The sequence below is a fragment of the Roseixanthobacter psychrophilus genome (genome assembly GCF_043195195.1).
In the GTDB taxonomy this organism is placed as follows: Bacteria; Pseudomonadota; Alphaproteobacteria; order Rhizobiales; family Xanthobacteraceae; genus NCEH01.
In genome coordinates, this window is the sequence record NZ_JBAFWT010000078.1 from 1 (window position 1) to 11,195 (window position 11,195).

Annotated in this window: 11 protein-coding genes and 2 pseudogenes; 2 read left to right on the forward strand and 11 right to left on the reverse strand. The window is 62.8% G+C overall.

Annotation, left to right across the window (positions count from 1 at the left end; all coding sequences use genetic code 11):
• The first annotated feature begins 120 nt into the window (after positions 1 to 120).
• Positions 121 to 1,153: pseudogene (locus tag V5F77_RS27620) on the forward strand (IS110 family transposase).
• A 268-nt stretch (positions 1,154 to 1,421) separates the two neighbouring features.
• Here the strand turns inward: V5F77_RS27620 and V5F77_RS27625 are convergent.
• The 9 genes and pseudogenes from V5F77_RS27625 to V5F77_RS27665 all read right to left on the reverse strand — a co-directional run bounded on the left by V5F77_RS27625 (position 1,422) and on the right by V5F77_RS27665 (position 8,642).
• Positions 1,422 to 2,606: an IS701 family transposase gene (locus V5F77_RS27625; RefSeq protein WP_429008285.1), complete on the reverse strand. Its 1,185-nt coding sequence runs from the start codon at positions 2,604 to 2,606 to the stop codon at positions 1,422 to 1,424.
• Positions 2,603 to 2,962: pseudogene (locus V5F77_RS29450) on the reverse strand (DUF2924 domain-containing protein); the annotation flags it as partial. The pseudogene V5F77_RS29450 and the gene V5F77_RS27625, both read right to left, overlap by 4 nt.
• A gap of 732 nt (positions 2,963 to 3,694) precedes the next feature.
• Complete coding sequence (gene recD2, locus V5F77_RS27635) at positions 3,695 to 5,902, reverse strand: SF1B family DNA helicase RecD2 (RefSeq protein ID WP_429008286.1); 2,208 nt, start codon at positions 5,900 to 5,902, stop codon at positions 3,695 to 3,697.
• Positions 5,899 to 6,315: a thermonuclease family protein gene (locus V5F77_RS27640; RefSeq protein ID WP_429008287.1), complete on the reverse strand. Its 417-nt coding sequence runs from the start codon at positions 6,313 to 6,315 to the stop codon at positions 5,899 to 5,901. The genes recD2 and V5F77_RS27640 overlap by 4 nt, the downstream gene beginning before the upstream one ends.
• A 128-nt stretch (positions 6,316 to 6,443) precedes the next feature.
• Positions 6,444 to 6,641 (reverse strand): hypothetical protein, encoded by a 198-nt coding sequence (locus V5F77_RS27645; protein WP_429008288.1) that lies wholly within the window; start codon positions 6,639 to 6,641, stop codon positions 6,444 to 6,446.
• A complete protein-coding gene (locus V5F77_RS27650) occupies positions 6,638 to 6,826 on the reverse strand; it encodes a hypothetical protein (protein ID WP_429008289.1) in 189 nt (62 codons plus the stop codon). The genes V5F77_RS27645 and V5F77_RS27650 overlap by 4 nt, the downstream gene beginning before the upstream one ends.
• A 67-nt stretch (positions 6,827 to 6,893) precedes the next feature.
• Positions 6,894 to 7,331, reverse strand: a complete 438-nt coding sequence (locus V5F77_RS27655) for a type II toxin-antitoxin system VapC family toxin (RefSeq protein ID WP_429008290.1) — start codon at positions 7,329 to 7,331, stop codon at positions 6,894 to 6,896.
• Between the two features lie 14 nt (positions 7,332 to 7,345).
• Positions 7,346 to 7,585: a type II toxin-antitoxin system Phd/YefM family antitoxin gene (locus tag V5F77_RS27660; protein ID WP_429008291.1), complete on the reverse strand. Its 240-nt coding sequence runs from the start codon at positions 7,583 to 7,585 to the stop codon at positions 7,346 to 7,348.
• Positions 7,586 to 7,661: 76 nt separating this feature from the next.
• A complete protein-coding gene (locus tag V5F77_RS27665) occupies positions 7,662 to 8,642 on the reverse strand; it encodes an IS1595 family transposase (RefSeq protein ID WP_429008292.1) in 981 nt (326 codons plus the stop codon).
• 557 nt (positions 8,643 to 9,199) lie between these two features.
• Here V5F77_RS27665 and V5F77_RS27670 point away from each other — a divergent pair.
• Complete coding sequence (locus V5F77_RS27670) at positions 9,200 to 10,135, forward strand: IS1595 family transposase (protein WP_429008293.1); 936 nt, start codon at positions 9,200 to 9,202, stop codon at positions 10,133 to 10,135.
• Positions 10,136 to 10,399: 264 nt separating this feature from the next.
• Here the strand turns inward: V5F77_RS27670 and V5F77_RS27675 are convergent, their stop codons facing one another.
• Positions 10,400 to 10,747: an NIPSNAP family protein gene (locus V5F77_RS27675; RefSeq protein WP_429008294.1), complete on the reverse strand. Its 348-nt coding sequence runs from the start codon at positions 10,745 to 10,747 to the stop codon at positions 10,400 to 10,402.
• Positions 10,748 to 10,778: 31 nt separating this feature from the next.
• Positions 10,779 to 11,195, reverse strand: a 417-nt coding sequence (locus V5F77_RS27680) for an ABC transporter substrate-binding protein (RefSeq protein WP_429008295.1), incomplete at its 5' end; no start/stop codon positions are given.

Here is an 11,195-nt window from a genome sequence, read left to right on the forward strand (position 1 = left end):
GCTAGATGCCGTAATGGGCCGGCGTCTTGCGAGTAGCCATTTTGGGTGGCTGTCCCTCAGAATGATGGTGTTGGAACGGGGTCCGAGGGATCGGCCCCAAGCCTCATGAGAGGAACAGCCATGAACTATTATGCAGGGATCGATGTTTCGCTGAAAGAGAGCAGCGTGTGTGTGGTGGATGCCAAGGGTAAGGTCGTCCGAGAGGTCAAGGTTGCCAGCGAGCCAGAGGTGCTTGTTCGGTTTTTTGGCGGGCTGGGCTTTCCCGTGAGTTGCATTGGGCTTGAGGCGGGGCCGTTATCGCAATGGCTCCGCGCCGGGCTTGTCGTCGCCAGCTTCGAGGTGGTGTTGCTGGAGACGCGCCATGTGAAGGCGGCGCTGTCGGCGATGACGGTGAAGACCGACCGGAAGGACGCGCGCGGGATCGCGCAGCTGCTGCGGATGGGCTGGTATCGGCCGGTTCATGCGAAGTCGATCGACGCCCAGGATACCCCGTGCGCTACTCGTTGGCCGCAAGTTGCTGCAGGGCAAGCTGCTCGACGTCGAGCTCAGCATCCGCGGTATCCTGCGCGGCTACGGGCTAAAGGTTGGCGAGGTCAGCCGTGGCCGGTTCGAGGCGCGCATCCGGGAATTGGCGGCGGGCCACGTCATGCTGGAGACGGTGATCGGCGCCATGCTGACCGCACGAGCGACGTTGTGGAGCGAGTTCACGAAGCTGCATCGCCAGATGTTGAAGATCGCACGCGCCGACAGGATTTGCCACCGGCTGATGAGCACGCCCGGGGTCGGCGCGCTCGTCGCCTTGACGTATCGCTCGGCCGTCGATGATCCGACGCGGTTCAGCAAATCCAGTACGGTCGGCGCCTATTTCGGGCTGACACCAAAGAAATATCAGTCCGGCGAGACCGACCGGGATGGCGGTGTCAGCAAAGTCGGTGACGCGATGGTGCGAACCGCGCTCTTCGAGGCAGCGCACATCATGCTGACGCGGGCGACGCGTTTTTCCAGCCTGAAGCGCTGGGCGCTCGGAGTGGCGCAGCGTCGCGGCATGAAGCGCGCCAAGGTCGCTCGCGCGCGCAAACTGGGTGTTGTGCTCCACCGCATGTGGATGGATGCAACCGACTTCCGCTGGGGGGCAACCGCAATGGCGACTTGAGGACAGAAACGTGATTGCGGCGGGTCGACAACAATACCGCCCCTACTGAGGTCCCGTCGCTGGGACGCGGGCTTGGCAAGGTCGTGTGTAGTGCTGTGAATGCTTCGGCAAACCACGCTTCCTAGATTGACCTGCCGGCTCCGGATCTGATGGCATGGTGTGGCGGTCTTCGTGCCGACCACGGACAGAAGCATGATCCTGGCGATGAGATATCGTTCGGAGGGACTTGACGAACGAAGGCCCATTACAGAAGCACTACTTTGGCATTTTACGCCTGAGCCATACCTTGCAGTGTGGACATCTGAGTGTCTCCTGCTTGAAGATCTGATTGAGGATGGCCTGGCGGATCGCAGGCAGGCTGGGCTGCGGCGGGGGGCCGGAGATCCTTTTTCCCCCCGCTCGCCTGACGCAGGCGACGGTTCTGGAGGAAGGCGTAGGCGATCATCGTCATCAAGGCGTGCCTGTGCAGGCCGCCCCAGGATCGGCCCTCGAAGTGGTCGAGCCCGAGTTCCTCCTTCAGTTGCTGGTGTGCCTGCTCGCAGGCCCACCGCGCCTTCACCGCGCCGGCCAGGCGCTTGAGAGGTGTATCGGCGGGAAGGTTGGAGAGATAATATTTCCGCTCGCCAGTGGACCGGTGCTCGCCAATGAGCCAGGCCTCTGCCCCCGGCAGATGCTGCTGTCCCATGGCGCCGATCCTCTGGGGCGGCCCATCGGCCACCCGGATCCGCACCGCGGCAAAGCGGGCCTTGAGCGGGCCCTTGGTCCCCCGCCTCCAGCTCAGCGTGCGCCAGGGAGCGCTCGCCAGCGTCTTCTCCGCCGAGAGCGAGGTCACGTCGGGCACGGGGTTCTTGCGCGGTCGGCCGCGCGCCGCCACGGGGAAGGTCAGGGCCACGCCGGCGGGATAGACCTTCTGGCGCCCGCCCACCCCCACCGCCCAGGTGAGGCCACGCGCACTCAGGCCCTGGCGGAACGGGGCGCTCAGGCCATAGCCGGCGTCGGCCAGCACACAGCCGAAGCGCACGCCCGCCGTCCGGATGCGGTCGATCTCCTCCAGAGCGATCTCGGGCTTGGTCTTATAGGACTGGTGGGCGTCCGGCACACGCGCCCGGATCATGCGGTCAGGGTCGCTGGTCCAGCTCTCCGGCAGAAACAGGCGCAGACCCACCATGGCGGGAACCTCATCGCGTGCCAGCGTGATGGAGACGAGGGTCTGGCAGTTGGCGTTCTTGCCGAGCGTGGTCGCGTATTGCGGGGCGACGCCCACCGAATGCTTGCCCTTCTTGGGCAGCACCCAGCCCTCGGAACGCTGGCTGGCGATGTACGCCTCACAGGCCTCGCGTTGCGCGTGGAGCGAGTTGAACTCCTGCTCCAGCCCTTCCTCGGAGGATTTCCGAGTGTAGACGGCACATCGCAGCTTGCGGACGACCTTCGATTTTTCGGGCGGCTTTGTCATGTCCGCCCCCTGTGGTTCTTGAGTCCGAAGAACACCCAACCGTTCCACCGCGTGCCGGTGATCGCGTGCGCGATGGCGGACAGCGACTTGTACGGCCGCCCCTGCCATTCGAAGCCGTCGGCGGTGACGGTGACGATCTGTTCGACGTCCTGCTATTCGCGCAGCAGCCGCGTGCCGGTGATGGCGCGGTCGCGATGGGCGCGGATGCTGCGCTTCGCGCGGTCGCCGCCGTCCAATTCCTCGCCGAGCCGTTCCAACCGCCGGATTGTCTCGGGTTTCAGCCCGCCATAGGCGAGTTCCTGGATGCGATAGGCGATGCGGCTTTCAAGGTAGCGCCGGTTGAAGGGCGGCGGCTCCAGACCTCGCTCGACCAGGGGCAGACCTGGGCCGACATCTTCTGCGCCGCCTTCTACGACGGCCGGCTTCAAGATCGTCAACCTGTCCGGGCTGACGCCGCGCACCACGGTGCTGACGCCGACCGATGCGTCGCTCGCCGACGACACGGCGGTGGACGGCGTGCTCGGTGATCGGTTGCGCCTGAAAATCACATCCACCGGCACGTTCGGGTCGGGCTCGGTCCTCTCCGCTCGGGTTGCATGCCGATGACCCCCGAATCCGTTTACGCGTTGATCGCCCGGTTCGGGCAGCCGGTCACCCTGCAGCGCCTCACCGGCACCACGACGCAGGTCCGGCACGAGGTCGTCTGTCGGGCCGTCGTGCGCGGCTACGAGCCGGTCCAGCTGATCGGCAGCATCACGCAGGGCGACCGGCAGGTGGCGATCACCAACACCGAGATCGCCGATGCGTAATGGCCGGGTCCGCCGCGAAATGGCGACCGCTGCATCATCGACGGGCGCACGACCACCATCGAGGCCTGCGACACCCGTCGTCTGCGCAACGAGGTCGTTCTGCATCCGATCCAGGTGCGGGGGTGATCTTTTCTTGCGGCGGGTTCGCCGCCATTCCCACCACCGCACTTGATCCGACCCACCGTGCGGCTTCTCCCGCGGTCCCCGCGCTTATCGGGTCCGGGTCCCCATCATCCACCAAGACCAGCGGTCAGGACAATTCGGCCGGCACGGTCGACGTCATTTCTGCAATCGTCTGAAATTCACCGACATGGACCCGAGCCACTCCGCGAGCTTCGACCACCGCCGCCGGCCGGACACATTCCGAACGGCGATGGCGATAGCCTTCTTCTGCCCCACGAGCACCACGAGCCGCTTGCCGCGGGTTACGCCGGTGTAGATCAGGTTCCGCTGCAGCATGGTGTAGTGCTGGGTCATCACCGGAATGATCACTGCCGGATATTCGGAACCCTGGCTCTTATGGATGGTGGTAGCGTAGGCTGGCACCAGCGTGTCCAGCTCCCCGAATTCGTAGGTGACGGCGCGACCGTCGAAGGTCACGGTCAGCTCGCCGGTGCCGGGATCGACGATGTCGATATAGCCGATGTCGCCGTTGTAGACCTCCTTGTCGTAGTCGTTCTCGACCTGCATCACCTTGTCGCCGGGCGCGAAGGTCCAGCCGAACCGCTCGACCTTGGCCTCGCCGGCCGGGTTGAGGGCAGTCTGCAGCTCGATGTTCAACGAGCGGGCGCCGATGCCGCCGCGGTTCATCGGGCACAGCACCTGAACGTCGCGGATCGGATCGAGGCCAAAGCGGCGGGGGATCCGACTCTTGACCAGCTCGATGACGCGGCTGACGGCAGCCTCGGGTTCCTCGACATGGACGAAATAGAAATCGCTGTCCTCGGCGGGGCGGTCGAGGTCGGGCAGTTGGCCCTGGTTGATGCGGTGGGCGCTGACGATAATCCGGCTCTGCGCCGCCTGTCGGAACACCTCGGTCAACCGCACCACCGGGACCGCATCGGACGTGATGATGTCGGCGAGCACCTGCCCGGGCCCGACCGAAGGCAGCTGGTCAACATCGCCGACGATCAGGAGGGCGGCCCGGTTCGGCACCGCCTTCAGTAGGGCGTTCATCAGCAGGACGTCGACCATCGAGGTCTCGTCGACCACCAGGAGGTCGCAGTCCAGCGGGTGGTCCGGGCCGCGCTTGAACCCGCCGGTCTTGGGGTCGACCTCCAACAGGCGGTGGATGGTCCGAGCCTCCATGCCGGTGGCCTCGCTCATCCGTTTGGCGGCGCGGCCGGTCGGCGCGCACAACAGAAGTGCTACACTCTTGGCCGCGAGGATGCGCAGGATCGAATTGATGATGGTGGTCTTGCCGACGCCGGGACCGCCGGTGATTACCAGCACCTTGGAGGCCAGCGCCAACCGCACCGCAGCCTTCTGGCTGTCCGCAAGGGTGAGGCCCGTCCGCTGTTCGATCCAGGGCAGCGCCTTGTCGGCATCGATCGCCGGCCAGGGCGGCGCGCCAGTAGCGAGGGCGAGCAGCTTGTCGGCAACCGCCCGCTCTGCGCCATGAAGGCCTGCGAGGAAGATGCAGTCGACCTCCCCGACGTGGTCGGCCACCACCGTGCCGTCGGCCAGTTCGAGGTCGAGCGCGGTGGCGATCAGATTGGCCGGCACCTCCAGCAGCTTCTCGGCCAGCGGCATCAGATCAGCGACCGGAAGGCTGCAATGGCCTTCGTCCATCGCCTCGCTCAAGGCGTAGGAGACGCCGGCGCGAACCCGGACCATGGCGGTCTTGTCGATGCCGAGCTTCATGGCGATGGTGTCGGCGGTCTTGAAGCCGATGCCGCGAATGTCCCGTGCCAGCCGGTAAGGGTTCTCGGTCATGACCTGGATGGCGTCGGCACCATAGGTCTTGAAGATGCGCACCGCCCGCGCCGTGCTGACGCCGTGGCTGTGCAAGAATACCATGATCTCGCGCACCGCCTTCTGCTCGGCCCAAGCCGCGACGATGCGGTCAGCGCGCACGGGGCCGATGCCGTCGACCTCGCGCAGACGCTCGGGTGTCTCCTCGATGACGTCGAACACCTTGTCGGCGAATGCCCGCACCAGCTTCTTGGCGTAGACCGGGCCGATGCCCTTGATCATGCCGGATGCGAGGTACTTCTCGATGCCGTCCGCCGAGGCCGGTGGCGAGGTCTTGAGGAACCGCGCCTTGAACTGCTGGCCATGGGTGCGGTCGTTGATCCATTCGCCAGTGACGGTGATCCACTCGCCGGCCGAGATTATTGCGGCGTGGCCGACGACGGTGAGGACGTCCCGGTGGCCGCGCGCCTTGATCCGCAGGACGCAGAACCCGTTCTCGGTATTGTGGAAGGTAACGCGCTCGATCAAGCCCGCCAGAACTTCCGGAGACTGTCGATCGGGCTCGGGTTTCATGAATGGGGGCCCCGTCTTGCGGCGCGCCAATCCCACGGCATCTCGAAGGGGCCGGACCAGATGTTCTTCCCCGCGGTTCGGCCCCTGTCTTCTTCGGCAATGTAGTCGAGCGAATAGCGCCTGAAGGCGACCGCCCAACCGTTTGACACCAGCCATCGGCTGAGATCGTCTGTGCCCTGGAAGCAGACGGCGATAACCCGGCCATAGCGATCGTGGTCGCGCGGCTCGCACCGGACGAGCGTGCGGCCAATGCGATCAGCCAGCGCCAACGATGCCTGCTGGCCGCAGCGCCAGTCCTTGCCAGATGGATGTTGGCACAGTTGTGAACGCTCTGGCGCATCGACGCCGTGGAGCCGGATGCGCGTACCGTGGATCTCGATCGTATCGCCATCAATGACGCTCGCGACGCCCATGAGAATGTCAGATGCCATGAGCGATGAGGGCGCTGAGAGCGCAAGCAGAACCCCGAATGCCGCTGCGCGACTCATGAAACGCCGAGCCATCGAACGATGCCGACAACATTGATCATGGTGAAGGCTCCCTAGAGTACCGCCAGGCTCATCTCGTGTTGCAGCCACGCCACCATTGTCCACAGCAGCGAGGACACCAGAAATAGCCCGAACCCACAGGTCTCCACGCCGAGGTTCAAGGCGATCAGCACCGCCCCGCATACCCCAGCCGCCGTCCCGACCCGTTTTGCAGCCCGCAGTGCGATCCTGTCGTAATGCCGCCGTCTCAAGATCGTTTCGATGCGCGCCGGGCGGCTCGGCCGGTCGCCTCGCTGAATTGATGGCGCGGGATGTTCACGATGGCGAAGCGCCGGCGCCCTTCCGGGAGCGTCTCAAAGTCGGCTTCGACAAAAATCTCCACGGTCTCCTCGCTGGCGTGGATCTCGAAGCGAACAGGCGCATCGCCGAAGTCCACCTCATGGCGGCGTCCGTTCTTGCCTCGAATGATCGCGTGCGGCATTCCGGCTCGCCCTCAGATTGAATTACGGAATTTCAGTTCCAGCGTTCACAGGGAGCCCCAGAATTTTCCCGGCCTTGAACAGCACCTTGTCCAAGCTGTAGATCGCCCCGGCCTGATGGTTCGAAGCGATTGCCAAATGGAGGGCGTCGCCAGCCCGAAGGCCGGTCTCGAAGGTGCCGAGGAACTTTTTGGCCAGATCGTAATCGTCGGCGTTTGGCAGCAGGACAGCAAAGGATTCGTCCACCATCGCTTCGAAGTGGGCATCGGCCAACTCGGCAGACCCGGCGTCCAGGCCGCCCATTCGGACCTCTCGGGCGATCAGCGAGGAGAACTCAACTCGCGTCCAGTGACTGACAGTGAACTGATCGCCTGGCAATTCCTGGATGAACGCGGCGATGGTGTCGCTAGTCGCCTCGGGCAGGATGAGCGGGACGAGAAAGCTGGTATCGAAATAGAGCATGCCCCGCGCTCGCCTCACCGGCCTTCGTCCCGCGCCTCACGCAGCAAATCGGCGCTCCGTCGCCGGAGATGCGGCATGGTGGCGCGGAAGGCGGCAAGTTCATCCAGCCGCAATGGCTGCTTCGGACGAGAGGCGGGGCGGATATGGGCGACGGCACGGCCATGGCGGGTGATGACGACCTCCTCGCCCGCCTCCGCTTTATCCAAGAGTTCGCTCAAATGCGCCTTCGCCTGCACCAAGTTGACCGTGACCATGGCATCCTCGCATGTGGTCATAAAACTGGTCACAATATAGCGGAGAGCCCCCCGGAATGGCGATAAATTTGTTGGCTCAATTCGCATTAACTATGCACGCGGGCCTGACATTCAGCATGCCTGCGGCTGCGGCGAGGACCGCGCGGGGTGAAGGAGCGCGAGGGAGGACTGCGAGGTGATACCACCGCAGGTAGCTGTCGAGATATTTGGTGGCGATTCCACGGTGGCGACGGAGAAAGTCCTTGAGGCGCTCATGGCGGCTGTTGACCGTCTGAATGTGGAGATCGCCACGCACCCGCTCGCCGGCGGTCTGGTTAAGCGCTTCGTGGCTGACGCCCAACGCGGCGGCGCAAGGCGGATAGCTGGTGCAGCCGTCGGTGACCAGCAAGGCGTCCTTGCCAAGAACGGGCCGAAGAACGGCTTCGATCGCGACGGCGCAGACAGATGACAACACAGCGCTGACGGTGGAACCAGATCGGTCGGCGGCCACCAGGACGGGAACCAGTTCGTCGGACAGCCCTCGCTTGGACGCCTTGCCGCCTCGCTTGCGGGATTTGCGATCGAGATTTCGCTCGCCCCTGCGGCTGGTCAGCACAAAGGTCTCATCGGCCTCGACGATGCCGCGTAGTTTGACCACGCCGCCGCTCACCGCCCGCAGAGAGCGATGCCGCCAGCGAAAAGCCGTGCTGCCGGCGACCCCGCAGCGCTCGGCCGAGGCCGCCACCGTCTCACCCTTGCTCATCGAAGCGCCGAATTCTGTCCAGCGCTCCTTGTGCCGCAGTCGCGCCAGCGGCGTCCCGGTCAGGCAGTTGAAGGTCTTGCCGCAGCCCCGGCAGAAATATCGCCGCAGCCCGTTGGCCTGACCGCGAATTACCGCTCCTTCCGCCGCGCAGTGAGGGCAGCGCTGTTCCGCGCCGATCCGTTCTTCCAGCAGGCCGACCACAGCTTCCAGCGAGGGTTGCCCGCCAGCGCCCGACTGGCTTCCGCACGCTGGTCCGCCGACAGCCGACAGCTCGTCGATTTCGACCAAGGTCGCTCGGCAATGTTTCAAGAGCATCGCCAAGTCGAACCGTTGCAGGTTTTCAAGGAATTTGCACGCGGGCCACCGTCGTATTCGCCATAGTTCAGCCGGTCAGCACTTCAATCCCCTTCGCCTCGACTAACGTTGTGATCTCTGAATAGAGATCAACGTTCTGCCCAGGTGCGGAAATTGAGATGATCAATGCTTGCCTATCCGGTTTAGTGCCACCTTTAGGCGGTCTTAGCGACCATTGGTACAGAACCTCTAGATACGCAAGAAAAAATGAAGTACATATAAGGTATTATAATGAATTATGCAACGCTAAGAGCGCGACAAAAATGTGTCTGAAACCAATACTAAACCAAATTATCCAAATAAAACTGTAAAAGTCGGCGATCTAATACATAAAATTTTACGTTTATTAACTTTAACAATGCATAGTCTCATTAATTACTGATACTGAAAATAAAATAATATCAAATATTGGTAGCTCCTCCCGTTGGCTCCGGTTGGGCACCACCCGGCACAACATGTGGTGGTTGATCGCGGATTTCGCTTGACTCCCGATTTGGAAGTTCAGCATTTGTTCCGCCATGACGAGCAGGTGGAAGCAAGACAAGCCTATGTCGCGGACCGCGTTCGACCGGAAGTTCCCGGACGACGACGCTTGCGCTCGCCATTTGGCGAAGCTGCGCTGGCCGGACGGCTTTGTATGCCCCGAATGCAAGTCGCGAAAAGGCTGGGAACTCAAGACCAAGCGCTTCACCTGGGAGTGCGCGGCATGTCATCGGCAAACGTCGGTGACGGCTGGAACGGTGATGCACCGCACGAAGCTGCCGCTGCGCACCTGGTTCATCGCCATTCACATCCTGACCAGCCACTCGAACGGAAGCTCGGCTGAGCAGGCTCAGGCGCAACTCGGCCTGGGCGGCTACAAGACCGCCTGGCTGCTGTTGACGAAGCTGCGCCGGGCGATGGTCGATCCCGACCGAACGCTGCTCCAGGGCATCGTCGAGGTCGACGAGACCGAGGTGGTGTATCGGACAAAGCGCGACCCGATCGCGGGCTACGGCATTCCGAACGTTGGGAAAATGCTGATGATCGGCGCGGTCGAGTTGAGCGACGAAGGTCATCCTCGGCGGCTTCGGCTCGAGCCGCTCGCCGACAAGACCGGCGAGAACGTCCGCAGCTTCGTCGAGCGTGTGGTCGAACCCAAATCGACTGTCGTCACCGACGGCTTGCCTGGATACAAAGCACTCGCCAACCATCGGAACGTCGGAAAGACGGTCGGGAACATGGCGGGGCACGTTTTGCTGAAATGGATCCACCGCGCCTTCTCCAACCTCAAGCGCTGGCTCATGGGCACGTTGCATGGCGTGCGGAAGCCGCACCTTGCCCGATATCTCGATGAGTTCGTGTTTCGGTGGAACCGGCGACGCAGAACCGCATCCGCATTTGACCGGCTGCTCGGTCTGACCGTCCAGATGGGCCATGCTTCGATGCGCCAGTTCGTCGATCACACCGTCTGATTTGGGCCTGCGCCTGGATTCTGGTCAGTCTGTTACTTTTACATTACTTCGAACGGAAATCCGCGCGCGCACCGTCGTCTGGCGCGGCGAAATAAGCAGAGACATGCCTCAACGATAATAGCCACCATTGGCACGCACATACTTCATCTAACTATGGGTGGTGCCACCGGAGACAACGGGAGGAGCCGCAAATATTGCATCTATCGAATTTCGATTGCCGATTACATCGCGGCATAGTTCCGATAAAACTGTAATTCAACGGGGTTAAATAATATCTGGACGGTGCAGAACCGCGCTCGGGAGAGGTGAAAAAGCAGTCGGGATCATGATCCTGTTTTCCATTGTCATAATCATGGGGCGGATTTTCTTCAGGCACGCCTGCCAGGCAGGTTGCTCCGCGAGCTTCGCCCTGCGCTCGCGTCGCACTTCGAGATTTTCATACGCCCACAAGTGCACCAGCTGATTCTGAACGCCTATCTCAGTGATAAAATAGCCAAGAAAGCCACCGAGGACCTCCAATTGCACGGGCAATCCCTCGCTGCTGTAAATGCTCAAATATTCCTTCACACTCGCATGGGTATGGAGGACGTAAGTGCGCTCTTCGACAATCATGTTGTGCACTCCTTTGGTAGGGTAAAGCAGTTCAATTTTGCGACGCGAGAGTGCAGCCTCCTCCAGCGACGGGCTTGAATGCCTGGTCTGCGGGCGTCTCTCCAATTTTCTCGTAGAGGTCCCACGGTCCCGTGGACTGGGCCGGCGACTTGACCCGGAAAAGATACATGGGGTGTATCTTGCGACCGTCGATGCGGACATAGCCTCGACTGAAGGCTAGGTCGTCGGTGGGACGCTCCTTCATCTTCGCGACGATCGCGCGTCCGTCGTCGTCGCCGCCGGCCGCCGCCACTGCCTTGAGATAGTGCAGCACGCCCGAGTAGACGCCGGCCTGATAGGATGTGGGCATGGCGCCACCGCGACGCGCAGCGAACGCCTTGCCGAAAGCCCGCGTGCGCTCATCGAGATCCCAGTAGAACGGCTCGCTCAGGTAAAGGCCCTGCCCGGC

Bases quoted from the DNA above. Each gene is read 5' to 3' on its own strand.
- V5F77_RS27660 (WP_429008291.1), bottom strand. From the start codon at position 7,585: ATGGTCACGGTCAACTTGGTGCAGGCGAAGGCGCATTTGAGCGAACTC.
- V5F77_RS27665 (WP_429008292.1), bottom strand. From the start codon at position 8,642: ATGCTCTTGAAACATTGCCGAGCGACCTTGGTCGAAATCGACGAGCTG.
- V5F77_RS27670 (WP_429008293.1), top strand. From the start codon at position 9,200: ATGACGAGCAGGTGGAAGCAAGACAAGCCTATGTCGCGGACCGCGTTC.
- V5F77_RS27675 (WP_429008294.1), bottom strand. From the start codon at position 10,747: ATGATTGTCGAAGAGCGCACTTACGTCCTCCATACCCATGCGAGTGTG.
- V5F77_RS27640 (WP_429008287.1), bottom strand. From the start codon at position 6,315: ATGGGCGTCGCGAGCGTCATTGATGGCGATACGATCGAGATCCACGGT.
- V5F77_RS27655 (WP_429008290.1), bottom strand. From the start codon at position 7,331: ATGCTCTATTTCGATACCAGCTTTCTCGTCCCGCTCATCCTGCCCGAG.
- recD2 (WP_429008286.1), bottom strand. From the start codon at position 5,902: ATGAAACCCGAGCCCGATCGACAGTCTCCGGAAGTTCTGGCGGGCTTG.
- V5F77_RS27625 (WP_429008285.1), bottom strand. From the start codon at position 2,606: ATGACAAAGCCGCCCGAAAAATCGAAGGTCGTCCGCAAGCTGCGATGT.